This window comes from Brevundimonas sp. (genome assembly GCF_030682035.1).
Classification (GTDB): Bacteria; Pseudomonadota; Alphaproteobacteria; order Caulobacterales; family Caulobacteraceae; genus Brevundimonas.
On the sequence record NZ_JAUXQZ010000046.1, the window covers coordinates 96168 to 114876 of the forward strand.

Below are 18709 nucleotides of genomic sequence, written 5' to 3' on the forward strand. Positions count from 1 at the left end.
CCAAGACCGGAGCCGCTCGATGCCGAACCTGATCCGTCCCGACGGACCCGAGGCCGACGATTTCCGCTTCAGCCGCCGCGCTCTGGCGACCGGTGTGGTCGGCGGGCTGGCCTTCGCCGGCTACGCCCCGGCGGCCCTGGCGCGGCAGGCTGCGCCCATCACCACGGACGATGACGGCCTGACCCTGGAGCAGACGACCATCCCGGCCCCGGACGGCTTCGCCCTGCCGATCTTTGCCGTGCGGCCCACCGGCGACGGCCCGTGGCCGGTGGTGGTGGTCGCCTCCGAGATTTTCGGCGTCCACGAATATATCCGCGACCTCTGCCGGCGGTTGGCCAAGGCGGGCTATGCGGCGGTCGCCCCGTCGTTTTTCAACAGGGTCGAGGATCCGGCGGGACTGTCGGACATGTCCCGGGTGCAGGAGATCGTCGGCGCCGCCAACTATGAGCAGGTCATGGGCGATGTCTCGGCGAGCCTGGACTGGGTCAGCCAGCAGCTTTGGGCCAATTCCGACAAGGTCGGGATCACCGGCTTCTGCTGGGGCGGCAAGGTGGTGTGGCAGGCTTGCGCCCGTTTCGCCGCGCTGGACGCCGGGGTGGCATGGTACGGTCGGCTGGCGCCTTCGCCCACCGCCACGCCGGAACAGGCGACCGCGGGCCAGCCATGGCCGGTCGATCTGGCCGCCGACCTGAAATGTCCGGTTCTGGGCCTGTACGGTGGTCAGGACCGCGGCATCCCCATGCCCAGCGTCGAGGCCATGCGGGAGGCCCTGCAACGCGCCGGCCAGACCGACAGCGGCATCCACGTCTATCCAGACGCCCCGCACGCCTTCCATGCCGACTATCGCGACAGCTACCGCGCCGCCGACGCGGCCGACGGCTGGGGCCGGCTGCTGAGGTTCTTCGAGGCGCGGCTGCGTTGACTGTCTCCTCCCTGTTGCGAAGCAATGGGGAGGTGGCTCGACGGCGTAGCCGGCGAGACGGAGGGGTTGGCGGCGGCCGCTTCGCCCCTCCACCGCTACGCGGTCCCCCTCCCCATCTGCGATGGGGAGGAGACGACTACGCCTTCTGGTCGAAATTCCCGCCGGTGGCGCCGGCTGCGACATAGGCCGCATTGCCCGCCGCCGCGCCGGAGCCCTTGGCCGCGACCACCACCATGGCCGGACGCACCGTGCGGCCGAACAGGGCGTAGCCGGCCTGCAGCGTCTGGATCACCTGACCGCCCTGCACGCTGTCAGACACCTGTTCCATCATGGCCTGATGCAGGTGCGGGTCAAAGGCCTCGCCCGGCTCGGGTGCGACGCGCTTGAGATTATTGCTCTCAAATGCGTGGAGCAGCGATTTCTGCGTCAGCTCCAGCCCCGTGACCAGGCCGGCCTCACCGGCGTCGGCGTCCTTCGGGGCGGCCTGAAGCGCCCGCTCCAGATTGTCCGCGACGCCCAGCAGGTCGCGGGCGAAGCGCTGGATGGCGTAGGCGCGGGCGTCGTTGGACTGGGTCTCCGCGCGCTTCTTCGTATTCTCGGCCTCGGCCACGGCGCGCAGGGCGCGGTCCTTCCACTGGTCGCGCTCGGCGATCAGGGCGTCGATCGGGCCCATGCCGTCGTCGTCATCGCCCGGGTGTGAATCCAGACCGGCCTCGGCGTTGGCTTCGGCTTCATCGTCAAAGTCGTTCTGTATGTCGCTCAAGTCTCTTGTCCGTCCAGTATCCGGCCCAGCACCCGGGCGGTGTAGTCCACCAACGGGATGATACGGGCATAGTTCAGTCGCGCGGGTCCGATCACGCCGATGGCGCCCAGAACCCGCTGTCGGCCCGTCATATAGGGCGCCGCGATCACGGCGGAACCCGAAAGCGAAAACAACCGTGTCTCCGCCCCGATAAAGATGCGCACCCCTTGCGCCGTCGAGACCCCGTCCAGCAGGCCGATCAGCTGTTCCTTCTGCTCAAGGTCGTCGAACAGGATGCGGACCTTTTCCAGATCCTCGGCCGTCTCGCGGTCGTGCAACAGATTGGCCCGGCCGCGTACGATCAGCGACCGCTCGCGCTCGGCCCCGCCGGACCATGCGGCCATGCCGTCCTCGACCAGCCGGGCGGCGGCGGCGTCCAGCTCGCGGCGGGCGGCGTCCAGTTCGGTGCGCATCTCGGTGCGCGCCTCGTGCAGGGGCCGGCCCTTGAGCCGGGCGTTGAGGAAGTTGGAGGCCTCGGTCAGGGTCGAGGGCGTCACCCCCGCCTTCAGCGGCATCAGCCGGTTCTCGACCGAGCCGTCGTCGCCGACCAGCACGGCCAGCGCCTGATTGTGGCCGAGGGCGACGAACTCCACATGCTTGACCCCGGCCTCTCGGATCGGGCTGGCGACGATGCTGGCGCCGCCGGCCAGGCCTGACAGCAGGCTGGAGGCCTCGTTCAACGCCTCGTCGAAACTGCGCCCGCGCCCGGCCAGCCTCGCGTCGATCTCGCGCCGCTCTTCCGCCCCGACATCGCCGATCTCCAGCAGGCCGTCGACGAACAGGCGCAGGCCCGCATGGGTGGGGATCCGGCCCGCCGAGGTGTGAGGCGACCCCAGCAGTCCCGCCATGGTCAGATCCTGCATGGTGTTTCGGATCGAGGCCGGGGACAGGGCGATACCGGTTTGCGACAGGGTGCGCGACCCCACGGGCTCTCCGGTCTGCAGATAGCTCTCGACGATCCGACGAAAGATGTCGCGCGCTCGCTCGTCCAGCGCGGCGAGGCCAGCGGCGCTGCCGCCGAACGGCGAAGGGTTGGGGGCATACAGGCTCACGGTTTCAGGATAAGCAGCGCCGCCGCCCCGTCCAAGCGGCATCCGAGGAAATCGCGCATGACCACCCCCCGTCCCTCCGGCCGCACCCCCGAACAGCTCCGCGCGGTGACGCTGGAAACCGGCGTCAACCGCTACGCCGAGGGCTCGTGCCTCGTCACCTTCGGCCATACCAAGGTGCTGGTGACGGCCTCGGTCGAGGAAAACGTCCCCGGCTGGATGCGCGGCAAGGGCGCGGGCTGGGTCACGGCCGAATACGGCATGCTGCCCCGCGCCACCCACACCCGCGGCCGCCGCGAGGCCGCCGCCGGCAAACAGAGCGGCCGGACCCAGGAAATCCAGCGACTGATCGGCCGGTCGTTGCGCGCCGTGGTCGATCTGAAAGCGCTGGGCGAGCGTCAGGTGGTGCTGGACTGCGACGTCATCCAGGCCGACGGCGGCACGCGCACGGCCGCGATCACCGGGGCCTGGGTCGCGATGGCCTCGGCCTTCGACTATCTGCGCGCCGAGGGCGTGCTCAGGAGCGACCCGATTCTCGACCAGGTCGCGGCGGTGTCGTGCGGCGTCTGCAACGACCAACCGGTGCTGGACCTCGACTATGAGGAGGACTCCAACGCCGAGGCCGATTCAAACTTCGTCCTGACCGGCGCGGGCGCGATCGTCGAAATCCAGGCCACGGGCGAGAAGCGCGGCTTCTCCCGCGCCGAATTCGACCGCCTGTTCCAGCTGGCGGAGGGGGGGTGCGCCGAACTGTTCGCCCTGCAGCGGGCCGCTCTGGGCCGCTGATCCGGGCGCTGATGCTTCCGTAGCGAGGCGAACCGTGCCTATGCTGCCGCTTCTCGCGACCGATCGGAATGCCCATGCGCCGGACCGTAATCGCCCTTCTGGCCGTGACCGCGTTGGTCGCCGGTTGTGAACGCCCCGCTGAAGCGCCGGCGGATGAGCCCGCTGCCGCGGCGGCCCCTGAAATGCCCGCCGATGCGCCGCCGCAGGAGGAGGTCGATCCTGCCGTGGCCATGACGCCCGTAGGCGCGCCGGTCTCCTGTTTGAACGACATCGGGGCCGAGGCGGCGCAGCGGCTTGTGGATCGGTGCATCGCGGTCAGCCCCGCCACCCGCCCGCCGTGCAACGTCGCCAACCCCTGCGAGATGATCCAGGGCGAGATCGACCGGTCCTGCGAAATGTATGCGCCCGGCGAGGCGAAACCCTCGGAATGCGCGGCCTGACGCCCGTCCCGGACGCCGTTTAACGGTTCCTGTACCCCCGACCGCTAGTCTGCGGGCCATGACGCCGGTTCCGACGCCCCCCGATCTCCGCGCCCTCACCACCCTGCGGTTCCTCGCGGCCCTGTGGGTGGTGCTCTACACCGCCTGGCCCCATCTGGATGTCGGCTTCGTCCCCGTGGCGGTGACCAAGGGCTATCTGGGCGTCGAGACCTTCTTCATCCTGTCGGGCTTCATCCTCAGCCACGTCTATCTCGAGGCGGCGGGCGAGAAGCGGTTCAGCTACGGCGGTTTCCTGTGGGCGCGGCTGGCGCGGGTCTATCCCCTGCATCTGGTCACCCTGTTCGGCATGATCGGCCTGGGGCTCGCCGCCGGCGTCGCCGGTCTGAGCATCGACGGCAGCCTGACCGACTGGCGGGCCCTGCCGGCCAATCTGACCCTGACCCACGCCTGGGGGCTGGCCCCCAGCTCGGCCTTCAACCATCCGTCCTGGTCGATCTCGGCCGAATGGGCGGCCTATCTCAGCTTCCCCGCCTTCGCCTTCGTCGCCTGGCGGCTGCGTGACCGCCCGGTGCTGGCGACGGCGCTGGCCGCGGCCTTCGCGCTCGGCCTCTACGCCGCCTTCGAGCCGCTGGCCGGCTATTCCCTGACCGAGGCCACCTTCCGCTGGGGCGCGCTGCGGATCGTTCCCTGCTTCGCCCTCGGTTGCGTGCTCTATCTCATCCATCGCCGCGGCGGCGTGCCCTTCGCCGGCCCGGTTGCCCTCATCAGCGGCGCGGCCGTGTTGGCCAGCGCCTCTCTCGGCCTGTGGGACGCAATCACCGTGCTTGCCGCAGGCGGACTGATCCTCGGCCTCGGTTCCCTGGACAACACCCGCGCGGGCGTTCTGGGCTCGAAGGCCGGGGTCTATCTCGGCGAGATCAGCTATTCGATCTACATGGTCTGCGCGCCCGTCCTGCTGCTGACCACCAATGTCGCCGCGCGCCTGACCGGGGCGGACGACAAGCGGTTTCACATCATTGTGTGGTTGGCGCTGGTGGCGGCGATTCCCGTCGCGGCCATGATCACCTACCACCTCGTCGAACGCCCGGCCCGCAAGGCTTTGAGAGGGATCGCAAAACGGCGCACAGGCCACTCAGCCGCGGCGAAAGCGCGCACGGACTCGCCTGAAAGGGTTCTTCAACCCTCGGAAACTATCGTCTAAGGCTAGCGGACTGAAACAGGTCGGGACCTACGTCAGCATGATGAAACGGCTCACAGCCGCTGTGGTTGCAGCGACCCTCGGATTTTCTGCGCTGGGCTATGCGCCCGCCGCGAAGGCCGATGAGCCTTACTGGCAGTGCGTGACCTTCGCCCGCATGTTCTCGGGCATCAACATCTTCGGCGACGCCCTGACGTGGTGGCGTCAAGCCGAGGGCCGGTTCCGCACCGGCGGCCGGCCCGAGACCGGTTCGGTGCTCGCCTTTCAGCCCAGCGGCCGCATGACGCGCGGCCACGTCTCCGTTGTCTCCGAAATTCTGACCGACCGCGTCATCCGCGTGACCCACGCCAACTGGGGCGGTTCTCGCGGCCGGGTCGAGGAAAACGTGACGGTCGTCGATGTCTCGCATGACGGCGATTGGACTGCGGTCAAGGTCTGGTACAACCCGATTCATGACCTCGGCACGTCCGTCTATCCGACCTACGGCTTCATCTACAAAGCCCCGACGCTGCCGTCCGACGGCGTGCTCATGGCCGCGGCGCCGGCCTCCAACGGCCAGCCCTGACCGACAGGCCCTGGTCGGGGTCCTCGCATGATCCGCGTCTATCGTTCCGGCTGCACGGCTTGCGAGCCGTCCACGGTTGATGTTTCGGACTGGGCGCTCCCGCCGGACGCGATCTGGATTGATCTGATCGAACCGACGCGCGGGGAAGACATCGCCGTCGAAAAAGCGCTGGGACTGTCCATTCCGACGCGCGAGGAGATGGCCGAGCTGGAGGCCTCCAGCCGGATCTATCGCGAGAACGGCGCCACCTACGCCACCGCCGACATCATCACCCATGGCGACGACCCGCTTCCGGGGGTCGAACCGGTCACGTTTGTCCTGACCGACGGTCCTCTGGTGACCATTCGCTACGCTGACCCAAAACCCTTCGCCCTGCTGATCGACAAGCTGGAGCGGGAGCCCGCCCTCTGCGCGTCCGGGACGGACATGTTCCTGAACCTGATGGAGGCGGTGATCGACCGAGCCTCGGACATCCTGTCCAGGAACGTCTCGCGCGTCGAAGCCATCGCCGGCCACGTCTTTTCCGGCAAGAAGGCGGTGGGGTTCGACAAACTGATCACCCAGCTGGGCCAGGCCCAGATGGCCAACGCCCGCATCGAACAGAGCCTCGCCGGCCTGTCACGCATCTTCGCCTTTATCGGCGTGGACGAGCGGGCCGACACGGATGACGCCCGTGCCCATCTGCGGTCGCTCAGTCGCGACGCTGAAAGCCTGATGGCGCACAACCACTCGGTCGCGGCCTCGATCAATTTCCAGCTCTCGGCGGCGCTGGGCCTGATCAACATCGAGCAGTCGTCGATCATCAAGATCTTCTCCGTCGCGGCCGTCGCCCTGCTCCCGCCGACCCTGATCGCCTCCATCTACGGCATGAATTTCGAATTCATGCCCGAACTGTCCCAGCCGTGGGGCTATCCGGTCGCCCTGGTCGCCATGGTGGTGTCGGTCATGGTCCCGCTGGCCTGGTTCAAGCGCCAAGGCTGGCTTTAAGGCCTGCGACGGGCTTGACCCCCGACCCGCCTCCGCGCTTTCTGGCGCCAACCCCGGAGTCCCCATGCGTTCCGCATTCGCCGCCCTCGCCGCCCTCGCCGTTGCCCTCGCCGCGTGTTCGCCGGCCGAAGAACCCGCGCCACCGCCTGAGGCGCCCGAGCCGGCGCCTGTGCTCGGCGGGGTCGATCTGGCCCAGCCGGTCCGCGCCCTCGGAACCGAGCCGTTCTGGAGCGTCGAACTGACCGGGACGGAGATGGTCTATACGACCCCCGAACCGCCCGGGCAGCGCGCCCCCCAGCCCAATCCGGTGGTCCGGGGCACGACAGCGACCTGGGAGGCGGAAACCGCCGACGGGACCGACCTGAGCGTCACCCTTGTCGCGACGGAGTGCTCCGACGGCATGAGCGACCGGACCTATCCGCTGACGGCCATGGTCAAAATCGGTGATCAGGAACTGACCGGCTGCGCCGCCTCGTCCGCCGCCGTCATGTCTACCGGCGAAAGCCGCCCGGTCGTCGAATAGGGCCTCAGCCCGCCGCCGGATCCCGCAAGGTCCGCATCGCCCCCAGCCGGGCGAGGGCGATAGTCAGAGCCTTGCGCCGCGCCGGAGCCAAGGGTGAGGTGGGCGCATCACGCAACACCGCCCCGCCGAATCCGTCGGCGACGATTAATCCGGGCTCGTCAGGCAATATGTTGCTGGGAAACTCGGGCGCGACGGCGAAATAGAAGGCGTCGCAGAACGGTCCGTACTCGCCCCATTTGCGATCGACCCGATAGTCCTCCGCGCCTGACTTGACCTCGCAGATGACGATGTCCCCGCGCGGGCCCAGCGCCATGACATCGGCGCGGCGACCATTGGGCAGGCAGACCTCAAGCAGCGGCGCATAGCCGAGGTCGACCATCAGCCGCGCCGCGCCGCGCGTCACCGCCAGCGTCGTTTGCGACCGGCTGAAGACAAGGTCGATCTGGAGCAGGGCGGCGGCCATGCCGCCTTTATGTTCGGCATATGTTCCGATTTCAAGCCGCGGGGGGTCTCCGCAAGTGGTCGCTCGCGCCTATCGGCCCGTATGCACCACCGCGCCTGTGTTGAAGCCCAGGGCGCGGGCGCGGGCGAGCAGACGGGTGCGCTCGGCTTCGGACGGGCTCTGGCTGCGGTGCCAGACCCACCAGTCGGACTTGTTCGGGAGAGCCATGATGGCCCAGCTGTAGTCGGGCGCATGGTCCCAGACCCAATAGTTCTGCCCCGCCAGACCGCCCACGCCGAGCAGGCCCGTCAGGGTGAAGCGGAACCGGGCGTTGGTCCCCGGATCGGTGACGCGGGCATTGGCTCGCAAGGTCTCGACTACGCCGTCCGCGCGGCGGGTGCAGGTGACGGTGATGGAATAGCGGTTCGGCCGGTCCTGTGGATTGAAGTCGATCTGGGCCCGGCGGCAATCTTTCTGGGCGTCGTTTGGACTGCGCGATATCTCGAACCAGCGACCGTCGAACTGGTCCAGCACCACATCGCGCGACTGGGCCATAGCGGGCACGGCGACAGACATCAGGGCGGTGGCGATAAGAGCGGGTCGGATCGGATTCATCGGGCGTCCTCGGGTCGGCGTCTCGCCAAGATACGTCAGAACCCGCCGTGAGGTTGCCTTTTCAGAGAATAAACCGGCTCAGATCGGCGTCGCGCGCCAGCTCGGCGACCAGATCCCGTACGCGATCGCCGTCGAAGGCGACGGTCTGGCCGGCCAGGTCCGAGGCCTTGAAACTGGTTTCCTCCAGCACCCGCTCGATCACCGTCACCAGCCGCCGCGCGCCGATGTTCTCGACCGCGCCATTGGCCGCCACGGCTGCGTCGGCCAAGGCCTCGACCGCGTCCGGCGTGAAGGTCAGGGTCACATCCTCGGTGGCCAATAGCGCCTGGTTCTGGCGGATCAGGTTCGCCTCGGGCTCGGTCAGGATGCGCACGAAATCGTCTCGGGTCAGAGCCTTCAGCTCGACCCGGATCGGCAGACGCCCCTGCAGCTCGGGCAGCAGGTCCGAGGGCTTGGCCACATGAAACGCGCCCGAGGCGATGAACAGCACATGGTCCGACTTCACCGGCCCATATTTAGTCGAGACAGTCGTGCCTTCGATCAATGGCAGCAGGTCGCGTTGAACGCCCTCGCGGCTGACGTCGCCGCCCGAGCGATCCGACCGGCCGGCGACCTTGTCGATCTCGTCGATGAAGACGATGCCCTCGTTCTCGGCCAGCATCAGGGCTTCGGTGGTCAGGCTTTCCTGATCCAGCAGCCTGTCGCTCTCTTCGGTGATCAGGGGCGTTTGGGCGTCCTGGACCCGTAACTTGACGGTCTTCGTCCGTCCGCCGCCCAGCTTGCCCAGCATCTCCGACAGATTGATCATGCCGACATTGCCGCCGCCGGGGATGTCCAGCCCATGCATCGGCGAGGCTGTGTCGGCCAGCTGGAGCTCGATCTCCTTGTCGTCCATCTCCCCCGACCGCAGCTTCTTGCGGAAGCTGTCGCGGGTGGCCGGCTGGGAGCCGGGACCGACCAAGGCGTCGAGTATCCGCTCCTCGGCCGCCGCTTCCGCCTTGGCCTTGACCCCGCTCCGCCGCTTGTCGCGCACCATGACCAGGGCCGCCTCGACCAGATCGCGCATGATCGAATCCACGTCGCGGCCGACATAGCCGACCTCGGTGAATTTGGTCGCCTCGATCTTTAGGAAGGGCGAACCGGCCAGCTTCGCCAGCCGCCGGGCGATCTCGGTCTTGCCGACGCCGGTGGGGCCGATCATCAGGATGTTCTTGGGCGTGACCTCGTCGCGCAGGTCGTCCGGCACCCGCTTGCGCCGCCAGCGGTTCCTCAGGGCCACGGCCACGGCGCGCTTGGCGTCGTCCTGGCCGACGATGAAGCGGTCGAGTTCGGAGACGATTTCGCGAGGGGAAAGGTCGGTCATGGGGTTGAGATAGGGCGGAGGGCCGGGCTCCGGGAGGGCTGGTTCATCACGAAGGACACCAAGGGGGACACTAAGGACACGAAGGGGTCAGAGCACGAGGCGACGAAGGCCGCTCTTGAGCAATACAGTGTTGAAATTGATCAGGTAGCCCAAACGCACTCCGGAGAAGCGGAGGTAGGTCAGAACCTGGGCCGTATGGATCGACGCCAAGGCGTCGATCGATTTGACTTCAATCACCACAGCCTCTTCGACCAAGAGATCGAGGCGATAGCCGACTTCCATGCGAACTTGGCCGTAGGCGACGGGCACGCCCACCTGACGTTCGACCTTGAGGCCAGCCTGCTGGAGCTCCTCTGCAAGGCAGGTTTCATAGACGGATTCGAGCAGTCCCGGACCCAGCGCCTTATGAACCGCGAAAGCGGCGTTCAGAACTGCCCGGCCGATACGCTCGGTGCTCCCCGGCAAGGGCGCGGTCTCTTCGTGTCCTTCGTGCATCCTTGGTGTTCTTTGTGATGAACCAGCCGTCGTCGGCCAAAGCCGCAACTATTCCAGCGTCTCAACCGTCAGATTGCCGTTCGTATACACACAGATATCAGCGGCGATCGCCATGGCGCGACGGGCGATCTGTTCGGCGTCCATGTCGGTATGGTCGATGAGGGCCCGGGCCGCCGACAGGGCGAAATTGCCGCCAGAGCCGACGGCGGCCACGCCATGTTCGGGCTCCAGCACGTCGCCGACGCCGGTGACGGTGAATATCGCGCTCTTGTCCGCGACCAGCAGCATGGCTTCCAGCCGGCGTAGATAGCGGTCGGTACGCCAGTCCTTGGCCAGATCGACGCAGGCGCGCGCCAGTTGGTCGGGGTACTGTTCCAGCTTGGCTTCCAGCCGCTCGATCAGCGTGAAGGCGTCGGCCGTCGCCCCGGCGAAGCCGGCCAGCACCTTGCCCCCGGCCAGCACCCGCACCTTGCGGGCGGCGCCCTTGACGATGGTCGGACCCATGGAGACCTGACCGTCGCCGGCGATGACCGTCCGGCCGTTCTTGCGCACCGCCAGGATGGTGGTGCCGTGCCAGTCGGGGAAGTTCGGGTTCGCATTCGTCATCCGTTGCAGATGGAGACCGAATTGCGGCCCGGCAAGCGGAAACTAAGCGAAATCAACGGCGACGCCTGGACACATTCTGGCCGATGTAACGCATTACATCGACAAACCATACCCCACATTCTGCCATCAAAGGGAAGCGTCGTGCTTCATCGCGTGATCTATGCCAGCGAAGCGGTTGGAGCGACGGGCGCGTCGACCCTGTCGATCGCCCAAATTCTGGGCGTGTCCGAGCGCAACAACCGTCGGGACCACATCTCCGGCTGCCTGATGTTCCACGGGGGCCACATCCTCCAGGTGCTGGAAGGCCGGCGGGCCGACCTCGACCGGCTGATGCGCCGGATTCTGACCGATCCGCGTCACACCGGCGTGCGGGTTCTTTCGGACATGCCGATCACGGCGGGCCTGCTGGCCCAGCCGATGGAGTTGTGCGGCGATCCCGCCACCCTGCTGCAGCGCATCGGCCTGGCCTGTATTTCCCGGGTCACCGCCAACGAGGCTGAGGCCATGCTCGACATCCGCAAGGCTGCCTGAGGCCTGATGCGTGGACCTGTCGGTCCGCACGCCCTAACTGGGTGCGGTGACCTTCTCCGACGATGAAATCGAACGCTACGCCCGCCATCTGGTGCTGGCCGAGGTCGGGGGCCCCGGACAGCAACGGCTGAGGGCCGCCCGCGTGGGTCTGGTCGGCCTGGGCGGGGTCGGGGCGCCGGCGGCCCTGTATCTGGCGGCGGCGGGGGTCGGAACGCTGCGTCTGATCGACGACGACACGGTCGCCCTGTCCAATCTGCAGCGCCAGATCGCCTTCAGCGGCGCCGACGTCGGCCGTCCCAAGGTCGAGGCCGGAGCCGCAAACCTGACGGCGCTTAATCCCCATGTCGCCGTCGAGGCGGTCGCGGAGCGTCTGGAGGCGGCGAACGCGTCGCGCCTGCTCGCCGGGTGTGACGTGGTGATCGACGGCACGGACGATTTCGCCAGCCGGTTCGCCATCAACGCGGTCTGCGTCGCGGCGGGCGCGCCGCTCGTGTCCGGGGCGCTGGGACGCTGGAGCGGGCAGGTGAGCGTCTTCACCGGCCGGCCCTGCTACCGTTGTCTGGTGCCGGACGCTCCGCCCGACGCCGACACCTGCGCCCGGGTCGGCGTCATCGGGGCTCTGGCGGGCGTCATTGGAGCGATGACGGCGCTGGAAGCGGTCAAGCTGATCACCGGCGCGGGCGAGGCCCTGACCGGACGGCTGTTGATCTACGACGGCCTGGCGGGAACGGCGCGGACGGTCGTCGTCGCCGCCGATCCGGCCTGCGCGGTCTGCGCGGCCGGCTAGAGCATGGCCGGAATCACCCGGTCCGGCGGCCGGTGGCCGTTGGCGAAGGTCTGGATATTGGTGATGACCCTGTCCCCCATATCCTGCCGCGCCTCCAGCGTCGCCGACCCCAGATGGGGCAGCAGAACGACATGGGCGTGGCCCAGCAGGCCGGGGTGGATGGCCGGCTCGTGCTCATAGACGTCCAGACCTACGCCGGCGATCGCGCGGCGGGCCACGGCGTCTGACAGGGCCGCCTCGTCAATCAGCTCGCCGCGGGCGGTGTTGATCAGAATGGCCTGCGGCTGCAGCCGGGCCAGCCGCTCCGCCGACAGAAGGTGGTGGGTCTCCTTCGTCGCCGGACAGTTCAGTGAGATCAGGTCCATCCGCGCCAGCATCTGGTCCAGATCGTCCCAGTATGTGGCCCCCAGCTCTTCGGCGATCATGGCCGGGACGGGTTTGCGGTTGTGATAGTGGACCTGCATCCCGAACGCCCTGGCGCGCCGGGCCAACGCCTGTCCGATGCGGCCCATGCCGACGATGCCCAGCCGCTTGCCCCACAGTTTGCGCCCGGTCATCCAGGTCGGGGTCCAGCCCTCGAACCGGCCCTCGGCCACCACCTGGGCCCCCTCGACGATGCGACGGCTGACCGCCAGGATCAGCGCCATGGCCAGATCCGCCGTGTCCTCGGTCAGGACCCCCGGCGTATTGGTCACGATCAGGCTGCGCCCCACGGCCGCGTCGACATCGATGTGATCCACGCCCGCGCCGAAATTGGCGATCATCTTCAGTTGATCGCCCGCCGCAGCGATCAGTGCGGCGTCGATCGTATCGGTGATGGTCGGGACCAGTACATCGGCGTAGCTCACCGCCGCCGCCAGTGCGGCGCAGTCCATCGGCCGGTCGGTCAGATTCAGCTCGGCGTCGAACAGTTCGCGCATGCGCGTCTCGACCGCGTCCGGCAGCCGTCTGGTTAACACGACCTTAAGTCTGGGCGCGGACATTGGCGGCCTTCGGTTTCAATCACTTCGGCTTATTGGCGCATCCGGTGTCTGGCAAGGCTCGCTCCCGCTTCCAACGATTTGCCGTTCTCGGCGCTGTCCTGACCGCCGCCGTCCTGGCCGGGGCGGGCCAGGTCATGCCCGACGGCCGGCCAACGCCCAGCGGTCAGCCCGTGCCGCGCTGGCTGTCGCTGAAGTCCGACGAGGTCCGGGCCCGGTTCGGTCCCGGTCTCGACTATCGCATCCTGTGGGAATACCAGGTTTCGGGCCTGCCCGTGCAGGTGGTCGCCGAGACGGCGGAATGGCGCAAGATCTGCGATCCCGAAGGCGGCGTCGCCTGGGTTCACCGCAGCGTGGTGTCCAGCCGCCGCAGCGCCTTAAACGCCTCCGACGCGGAGATCCCGATCCGTTCGGGACCGTCCACGACGGCTTCACTGCGGGCCCGGCTGACGCCGCACGCCCTGGTGTCGATGGAGGATTGTGAAGACGGCTGGTGCGAGGTGCGGGTGCGCCGGATGCGGGGCTTCGTGCGCCAGCGCGACGTCTTCGGCGGTCAGGAACGGGCCCTGTGCAGCGCCGCCCGCCCGGCGGGACGCGGGCGTTAGGCGTCCGCCGACCACCGCCTTTCGCTTGGCCCGCTAAAAAGTTGAGCCGTCGGTTCCCGTCGTGTAACCCGAAGGCAACACCGGCCCCAGCCACGCAAAGCGTGCCGGGCCGCCACAAAGCGAGAGCCTCCTTGAGCCAGTCCAAACATTCGTCGTCGTTCGATTATGAGGCCCTGCTGGCCTCGGGCCGGGGCGAGCTGTTCGGGCCCATGAACGCCCAGCTGCCGGCCCCGCCCATGTTGATGTTGGACCGGATCGTCACGATCAACGCCGACGGCGGCGCGCACGGCAAGGGCTATGTCGAGGCCGAGCTGGATATCCATCCTGACCTCTGGTTCTTCCAGTGCCATTTCATCGGCGATCCGGTCATGCCAGGCTGTCTGGGGCTGGACGCGATGTGGCAGCTGGTCGGCTTCTATCTCGCCTGGATCGGCGGCGGCGGCAAAGGCCGGGCGCTGGGCGTCGGCGAGGTCAAATTCACCGGCCAGGTCCAGCCTGACGTCAAGAAGGTCGTCTACAAGATCGACCTGAAGCGGGTGATCAATCGTCGGCTGGTCATGGGCATCGCCGACGGGGTGCTCGAAGCCGACGGCGTTCCCATCTATACGGCCACCGACATGCGTGTCGGCCTGTTCGGCGCGACAGAACCCGTCGGCGGCTGACGTCAATTCCAGACCGCGGCCAACGCGGCGAACTCAGTTCAAGAAGGAAACCATCATGCGGCGTGTCGTCGTCACCGGCCTGGGTATCGTATCCTCCATCGGCACGGGCCAGGATGAGGTCGCGGCGTCCCTGCGCGACACGAAATCCGGCGTGGTCGCCGCGCCGGACCACATCAAATACGGCTTCCGCTCCCAGGTCTGGGCTCCGCCGGCGCTGGGCGTGACGGCCGAGGACTGGGCCCCTCTGGTTGACCGCCGGGCCGCCCGTTTCCTCGCCAATGGCACGGCCTGGGGCCACATCGCCTTCGAGGAGGCGCTGAAGGATTCGGGCATGACGGCCGAGGAGATCCAGTCCGATCGCATCGGCCTGATCGTCGGCGAGGGCGGGCCCTCAACCCAGGTCATCCTTCAGGCCGCCGCCACCACGATCGAGAAGAACTCGCCCAAGCGGATCGGCCCGTTCGCCGTGCCCAAGGCCATGGCCTCGGGTCCCTCGGCGGTGCTGGCGACCTGGTTCCAGCTCAAGGGGATCAACTATTCGATCTCCTCGGCCTGCGCGACCAGCGCCCACTGCATCGGCGCGGCCGCCGAACAGATCGCCTGGGGCAAGCAGGATGTGGTCTTTGCCGGCGGCGTCGAGGACATCGACTGGTCGATGTCCAGCATGTTCGACGCCATGGGCGCCATGTCGTCCAACTTCAACGAAACGCCGTCGGTCGCCAGCCGCGCCTATGACGCCGCCCGCGACGGCTTCGTCATCGCCGGCGGCGCCGGCATCGTGGTGCTGGAAGAGTATGAGCGGGCGGTGGCGCGCGGCGCGACCATCTACGCCGAGGTCACCGGCTACGGCGCCAATTCCGACGGCTACGACATGGTCGCCCCCTCAGGCGAGGGCGCCGAGCGCTGCATGAAGATCGCGCTCGAAATGGCCGGCAATCCCAGGATCGACTACCTCAATCCGCACGGCACCTCGACCCCGGTCGGCGACTCCAGGGAGATGGGGGCGGTGCGCAACGTCTTCGGCGACCAGATGCCGATGATCTCCTCGACCAAGTCGCTGACGGGCCACTCGCTCGGCGCCGCCGGAGCGCAGGAGGCGATCTACTGCCTGCTGATGATGAAGCATGGCTTCGCCGCCGAGAGCGCCCACATCGAAAACCTCGACCCCGAATTCGACGGCATGCCGATCCTGCGCAAACGCCACGACGGCGAGCTGAAGCACGTCATGTCCAACTCGTTCGGGTTTGGCGGGACGAACGGGACGCTGATCCTCAGCAAGCTCGGACGCCCTGCGTAAAGTCGGAACCGCCTTGACCTATCGCTGAACGAATCACGAAAAATCCAATTGTCGTTAATGCCAGAATGTAAATTAGAATGGCTTTTGACTTTCCAAAACCTTGTCGAGTGACTAGACGAGGCTAAGGAGAAGAGATTGTCCAGGCTGCCTTGCATTCCCGACGTTCTGCCCCCCGACAATCTCGATTGGCGCGCCCTTCTTCCAGAAACAGGCAAAGCCAACGCCGCGCTCGCTCGTTATGACGGAATGCTGCAGACCTTGCGCGACCCGGGGATTCTGCTCTCGCCGCTAACAGTCAACGAAGCCGTTCTGACATCCCGGATCGAGGGAACGCAGGCTACGCTGGACGAAGTGCTACAGCACGACGCTGGCCTGTCGCTCGATTCCGAGCGCGCGCGGGGGGACTTCGAGGAAATCTCAAACTATCGCGCTGCCGTGAAAATCGCTGAGGGGAGCCTTGTTGATCGTCCCTTGTCGTTGTCGATGATCAAGTCCGCGCACCAAAGGTTGATGCAGGGCGTTCGTGGCCGGGACAAGCGGCCAGGAGCCTTCCGGCAGGAGCAGAATTTTATCGGCAGACGTGGCGACACGATTGATCGAGCCCGCTTCGTTCCGCCGAACCCGTTAGTTATGCAGTCGGCACTCGACCAGTGGGAGGCGTACCTGCGGAGCGAGGCGTCTGATCCGGTTCTTCAGGTGGCGCTGGCGCATGCGCAATTCGAAATCATTCACCCATTTATGGACGGCAACGGTCGCTTGGGGAGAATGCTAATTCCGCTCTTGTTCTACAAAAGAGGCGTTTTAACAAAGCCGGTGTTCTATCTGTCTGAGTTTCTTGAAAGTAACAGGGACGAGTATTACGACAAGCTGTTGGGGATAACAGACCGGGGAGACTGGCAGTCTTGGCTCATCTTTTTCACTAGGGCGGTAGTGACCCAAGCTGAGGCCAACATCGAAAAAGTCCGGGCCATCCACGATCTCTACGAGAAGATGAAGCAGCGTGCGGTGGAGCTCACCCACTCTCGGTTCGCGGTCGCCGCGGTGGACACGCTATTCGCCAAGCCCGTCATACAGGCGCCTGATTTCGCCCGGCGCGCGGGCTTCAACAATCGGGTCACAGCCAACAATATGCTTCGGGCTTTCGAGACTGCGGGAATGGTGGAAAAGCTTAGGGACGGCTCAGGTCGGACCCCCGCTGTTTTCGCGCTTAGAGAACTAATAGACATCACTGAAGGACGCTTGGTCTTCAGGTGAGGATCGGCAACACGGAGTAGACGACATGGCCATTGAATCTGCCTGGAACTTCCCCACCGGCGAACTGATGAAGGGCAAGAAGGGCCTGATCATGGGGGTCGCCAACTCGAACTCCATCGCCTGGGGCATCGCCTCCCAGCTGGCGGCCCAGGGCGCCGAACTGGCCTTCACCTATATGGGCGAGGGGCTTGAGCGCCGCGTCCGCCCGCTGGCCGAAAGCGTCGGCGCCAAACTGCTGATCCAGGCCGACGTCACCGACGACGCCTCGATGGACTCCGCCTTCGCCGAGCTGGAAAAGGCCTTCGGCACAATCGACTTCGTCGTCCATTCGGTGGCCTTCGCCAACAAGGACGAGCTGAAGGGCAGTTTTGTCGACAACACCAGCCGCGACAGCTTCCTGCTGGCCATGAACATCTCGGCCTTCAGCTTCGTCGACGTGGCCAAACGGGCGTCGAAGCTGATGCCCAACGGCGGCTCGCTGGTGACCATGACCTATCTCGGCTCCGAGCGGGCCATCCCCAACTACAACACCATGGGCGTGGCCAAGGCGGCCCTGGAGGCGGCGACCCGCTACATCGCCCGCGACCTGGGCCCGCGCGGCATCCGCTGCAACGCCATCTCGGCCGGGGCCATGCGCACCCTGTCGCTGGCCGGCATCTCGGGCGGTCGCGGCATGATCAGCCAGGGCCGGGCCCTGTCGGCGATGAAGCAGGACACCTCGATGGAGGGCGTCGCCGGAGCGGCGCTCTGGCTGTGCTCGGACCTCGGCTTCTCCACCACCGGCGAGGTCATCCACGTCGACGCCGGCTTCCACATGATGGGCATGGCGGCGGACGAGGAAGCCTAGTCCGGTTCGCGCTCGCCGATCTCGGTCGGTTTGACGGCCAACAGCCAGCCGTCGGCGATATGCAGCGCGGGCACCGCGTCCTTCGTGAAGGGCAGGTACCAGGTCGGGCCGCCCAGCGCCGGGGCAATCTCCAGCATGTCGTCGGCGCCGAAATTCTGCACCGACTTGACCGTGCCCAGGACCAGGCCGTCGGGATCGCGCGCTTCCAGCCCGACGAGATCGGTCAGGTAGAATTCGTCCTCATCCGGCTCGGGCAGCTTGTCGCGCGGGATGTACAGTTTCAGGCCGCGCAGGGCGTCGGCCTGTTCCTTGGTGGCGATTTCCTTCGCGCGGCCGACCACGGCCGACTTCTCCGGCCGTCCCGAGGTCAGCGTCAGGCCGGGCGAACCGTCGGCTCGCAACAGCACCCCCCAGGACAGCAGAGTCCTGGGGTCGGCGGTCCAGGCGGTGACCCGCACCTCACCCTTGACCCCAAACCCGCCGGCGACCTGGCCGACGAGGACGAGTTTGGTGTCGGTCGTCATCGCAGGAACTCCCTCTCCCATGGGGAGAGGGGCAGGGGTGAGGGGGCACGGCGTTTCCGCAGGACCCACCGTGACCCCTCACCCTCCCACGCGCTGACGCGCGCGGGCCCCGCCCTCTCCCGCTGGGAGAGGGTTTTCAACTCAGGCCTCGGTCTTTTCTTCTTCGGTCGCTTCAGCGGCCGGGGCTTCTTCAGCGGCGGCTTCGGCCGGAGCCTCTTCCGCAACGGCTTCCACCGGGGCTTCCTCGGTCACGGCTTCCGCTTCAGCGGCCGGAGCCTCTTCAGCGGCGGCCTCGGCCGGGGCTTCTTCAGCAGCGGCTTCAGCCGGAGCTTCTTCAACGGCCGGAGCGGCGGCCGCAGCAGCAGCGGCGGCAGCGGCTTCTTCCTTGGCGCGCTGGGCGGCTTCAGCGGCTTCCACCTTGGCGGCGGC

General features: G+C 67.1%; 24 protein-coding genes. 14 read left to right on the forward strand and 10 right to left on the reverse strand.

The genetic code is table 11. The annotated features are described in order from the left end of the window. Window positions 1–19 precede the first annotated feature (19 nt). Window positions 20–922 carry a dienelactone hydrolase family protein gene (locus Q8K49_RS14195; RefSeq protein ID WP_305306744.1) on the forward strand — a complete coding sequence of 301 codons (903 nt, stop codon included), beginning with the start codon at window positions 20–22 and terminating at the stop codon, window positions 920–922. A 136-nt stretch (window positions 923–1058) separates the two neighbouring features. On the opposite strand, the gene grpE is transcribed toward Q8K49_RS14195, so the two are convergent. Together grpE and hrcA are read right to left on the reverse strand one after the other, a co-directional pair. Continuing rightward, entirely contained in the window at window positions 1059–1628 is a 570-nt protein-coding gene (gene grpE / locus Q8K49_RS14200; RefSeq protein WP_370867786.1) for a nucleotide exchange factor GrpE, read from the reverse strand. 53 nt (window positions 1629–1681) lie between these two features. Beyond that, window positions 1682–2776 carry a heat-inducible transcriptional repressor HrcA gene (gene hrcA / locus Q8K49_RS14205; protein WP_370867785.1) on the reverse strand — a complete coding sequence of 365 codons (1095 nt, stop codon included), beginning with the start codon at window positions 2774–2776 and terminating at the stop codon, window positions 1682–1684. A gap of 57 nt (window positions 2777–2833) precedes the next feature. Between hrcA and rph the strand changes: the two genes are divergently transcribed. The 6 genes from rph to Q8K49_RS14235 all read left to right on the forward strand — a co-directional run bounded on the left by rph (window position 2834) and on the right by Q8K49_RS14235 (window position 7272). Further along, on the forward strand, window positions 2834–3559 hold the full coding sequence (gene rph, locus Q8K49_RS14210; protein WP_305306746.1) for a ribonuclease PH: 726 nt from the start codon (window positions 2834–2836) through the stop codon (window positions 3557–3559). 74 nt (window positions 3560–3633) lie between these two features. Beyond that, entirely contained in the window at window positions 3634–3999 is a 366-nt protein-coding gene (locus Q8K49_RS14215; protein ID WP_305306747.1) for a hypothetical protein, read from the forward strand. Between the two features lie 58 nt (window positions 4000–4057). Then, window positions 4058–5200 (forward strand): acyltransferase, encoded by a 1143-nt coding sequence (locus tag Q8K49_RS14220; RefSeq protein WP_305306748.1) that lies wholly within the window; start codon window positions 4058–4060, stop codon window positions 5198–5200. A 37-nt stretch (window positions 5201–5237) separates the two neighbouring features. Further along, a complete protein-coding gene (locus Q8K49_RS14225) occupies window positions 5238–5762 on the forward strand; it encodes a CHAP domain-containing protein (RefSeq protein ID WP_305306749.1) in 525 nt (174 codons plus the stop codon). A gap of 27 nt (window positions 5763–5789) precedes the next feature. Further along, window positions 5790–6749: a magnesium transporter CorA family protein gene (locus tag Q8K49_RS14230; protein ID WP_305306750.1), complete on the forward strand. Its 960-nt coding sequence runs from the start codon at window positions 5790–5792 to the stop codon at window positions 6747–6749. Window positions 6750–6813: 64 nt separating this feature from the next. Further along, window positions 6814–7272 (forward strand): COG3650 family protein, encoded by a 459-nt coding sequence (locus Q8K49_RS14235; protein ID WP_305306751.1) that lies wholly within the window; start codon window positions 6814–6816, stop codon window positions 7270–7272. 4 nt (window positions 7273–7276) lie between these two features. On the opposite strand, the gene mmcB is transcribed toward Q8K49_RS14235, so the two are convergent. From mmcB to hslV, 5 genes are all read right to left on the reverse strand, one after another. Beyond that, a complete protein-coding gene (mmcB, locus tag Q8K49_RS14240) occupies window positions 7277–7735 on the reverse strand; it encodes a DNA repair putative endonuclease MmcB (protein ID WP_305306752.1) in 459 nt (152 codons plus the stop codon). A gap of 69 nt (window positions 7736–7804) precedes the next feature. Beyond that, window positions 7805–8329: a lipocalin family protein gene (locus Q8K49_RS14245; RefSeq protein WP_305306753.1), complete on the reverse strand. Its 525-nt coding sequence runs from the start codon at window positions 8327–8329 to the stop codon at window positions 7805–7807. A gap of 61 nt (window positions 8330–8390) precedes the next feature. After that, window positions 8391–9692, reverse strand: a complete 1302-nt coding sequence (gene hslU / locus Q8K49_RS14250) for an ATP-dependent protease ATPase subunit HslU (RefSeq protein ID WP_305306754.1) — start codon at window positions 9690–9692, stop codon at window positions 8391–8393. Window positions 9693–9779: 87 nt separating this feature from the next. Then, window positions 9780–10187: a GxxExxY protein gene (locus tag Q8K49_RS14255; RefSeq protein ID WP_305306755.1), complete on the reverse strand. Its 408-nt coding sequence runs from the start codon at window positions 10185–10187 to the stop codon at window positions 9780–9782. 48 nt (window positions 10188–10235) lie between these two features. Next, window positions 10236–10793, reverse strand: coding sequence for an ATP-dependent protease subunit HslV (gene hslV, locus Q8K49_RS14260; protein ID WP_305306756.1), 558 nt, complete (start codon window positions 10791–10793; stop codon window positions 10236–10238). Between the two features lie 141 nt (window positions 10794–10934). Here hslV and Q8K49_RS14265 point away from each other — a divergent pair, with 141 nt between their 5' ends. Then, complete coding sequence (locus Q8K49_RS14265; protein ID WP_305306757.1) at window positions 10935–11324, forward strand: BLUF domain-containing protein; 390 nt, start codon at window positions 10935–10937, stop codon at window positions 11322–11324. A gap of 46 nt (window positions 11325–11370) precedes the next feature. Beyond that, complete coding sequence (locus Q8K49_RS14270; RefSeq protein WP_305306758.1) at window positions 11371–12111, forward strand: molybdopterin-synthase adenylyltransferase MoeB; 741 nt, start codon at window positions 11371–11373, stop codon at window positions 12109–12111. Here the strand turns inward: Q8K49_RS14270 and Q8K49_RS14275 are convergent. Beyond that, window positions 12108–13094, reverse strand: coding sequence for a D-glycerate dehydrogenase (locus Q8K49_RS14275; protein ID WP_305306759.1), 987 nt, complete (start codon window positions 13092–13094; stop codon window positions 12108–12110). The two genes, Q8K49_RS14270 and Q8K49_RS14275, sit on opposite strands and share 4 nt — an antisense overlap. Window positions 13095–13138: 44 nt before the next feature. Here Q8K49_RS14275 and Q8K49_RS14280 point away from each other — a divergent pair, with 44 nt between their 5' ends. From Q8K49_RS14280 to Q8K49_RS14300, 5 genes are all read left to right on the forward strand, one after another. Continuing rightward, a complete protein-coding gene (locus Q8K49_RS14280; RefSeq protein WP_305306760.1) occupies window positions 13139–13696 on the forward strand; it encodes an SH3 domain-containing protein in 558 nt (185 codons plus the stop codon). A gap of 131 nt (window positions 13697–13827) precedes the next feature. After that, window positions 13828–14358, forward strand: coding sequence for a 3-hydroxyacyl-[acyl-carrier-protein] dehydratase FabA (fabA, locus tag Q8K49_RS14285; RefSeq protein WP_305306761.1), 531 nt, complete (start codon window positions 13828–13830; stop codon window positions 14356–14358). Window positions 14359–14413: 55 nt separating this feature from the next. Beyond that, a complete protein-coding gene (fabB, locus tag Q8K49_RS14290; RefSeq protein ID WP_305306762.1) occupies window positions 14414–15655 on the forward strand; it encodes a beta-ketoacyl-ACP synthase I in 1242 nt (413 codons plus the stop codon). Window positions 15656–15790: 135 nt separating this feature from the next. Next, window positions 15791–16909, forward strand: a complete 1119-nt coding sequence (locus Q8K49_RS14295; RefSeq protein ID WP_305306763.1) for a Fic family protein — start codon at window positions 15791–15793, stop codon at window positions 16907–16909. A gap of 25 nt (window positions 16910–16934) precedes the next feature. Continuing rightward, entirely contained in the window at window positions 16935–17756 is an 822-nt protein-coding gene (locus Q8K49_RS14300) for an enoyl-ACP reductase (protein ID WP_305306764.1), read from the forward strand. Here the strand turns inward: Q8K49_RS14300 and rimM are convergent. Continuing rightward, on the reverse strand, window positions 17753–18280 hold the full coding sequence (rimM, locus tag Q8K49_RS14305) for a ribosome maturation factor RimM (protein WP_305306765.1): 528 nt from the start codon (window positions 18278–18280) through the stop codon (window positions 17753–17755). The genes Q8K49_RS14300 and rimM overlap by 4 nt on opposite strands. A 141-nt stretch (window positions 18281–18421) precedes the next feature. Continuing rightward, window positions 18422–18709 (reverse strand): hypothetical protein (locus tag Q8K49_RS14310; protein ID WP_305306766.1); only part of this gene is annotated, 288 nt, incomplete at its 5' end.

Coding starts and splice junctions, on each gene's coding strand:
- Q8K49_RS14195 (WP_305306744.1), top strand. CDS start 20: ATGCCGAACCTGATCCGTCCCGACGGACCCGAGGCCGACGATTTCCGC.
- rph (WP_305306746.1), top strand. CDS start 2,834: ATGACCACCCCCCGTCCCTCCGGCCGCACCCCCGAACAGCTCCGCGCG.
- Q8K49_RS14215 (WP_305306747.1), top strand. CDS start 3,634: ATGCGCCGGACCGTAATCGCCCTTCTGGCCGTGACCGCGTTGGTCGCC.
- Q8K49_RS14220 (WP_305306748.1), top strand. CDS start 4,058: ATGACGCCGGTTCCGACGCCCCCCGATCTCCGCGCCCTCACCACCCTG.
- Q8K49_RS14225 (WP_305306749.1), top strand. CDS start 5,238: ATGATGAAACGGCTCACAGCCGCTGTGGTTGCAGCGACCCTCGGATTT.
- Q8K49_RS14230 (WP_305306750.1), top strand. CDS start 5,790: ATGATCCGCGTCTATCGTTCCGGCTGCACGGCTTGCGAGCCGTCCACG.
- Q8K49_RS14235 (WP_305306751.1), top strand. CDS start 6,814: ATGCGTTCCGCATTCGCCGCCCTCGCCGCCCTCGCCGTTGCCCTCGCC.
- mmcB (WP_305306752.1), bottom strand. CDS start 7,735: ATGGCCGCCGCCCTGCTCCAGATCGACCTTGTCTTCAGCCGGTCGCAA.
- Q8K49_RS14245 (WP_305306753.1), bottom strand. CDS start 8,329: ATGAATCCGATCCGACCCGCTCTTATCGCCACCGCCCTGATGTCTGTC.
- hslU (WP_305306754.1), bottom strand. CDS start 9,692: ATGACCGACCTTTCCCCTCGCGAAATCGTCTCCGAACTCGACCGCTTC.
- Q8K49_RS14255 (WP_305306755.1), bottom strand. CDS start 10,187: ATGCACGAAGGACACGAAGAGACCGCGCCCTTGCCGGGGAGCACCGAG.
- hslV (WP_305306756.1), bottom strand. CDS start 10,793: ATGACGAATGCGAACCCGAACTTCCCCGACTGGCACGGCACCACCATC.
- Q8K49_RS14275 (WP_305306759.1), bottom strand. CDS start 13,094: ATGTCCGCGCCCAGACTTAAGGTCGTGTTAACCAGACGGCTGCCGGAC.
- fabB (WP_305306762.1), top strand. CDS start 14,414: ATGCGGCGTGTCGTCGTCACCGGCCTGGGTATCGTATCCTCCATCGGC.
- Q8K49_RS14300 (WP_305306764.1), top strand. CDS start 16,935: ATGGCCATTGAATCTGCCTGGAACTTCCCCACCGGCGAACTGATGAAG.
- rimM (WP_305306765.1), bottom strand. CDS start 18,280: ATGACGACCGACACCAAACTCGTCCTCGTCGGCCAGGTCGCCGGCGGG.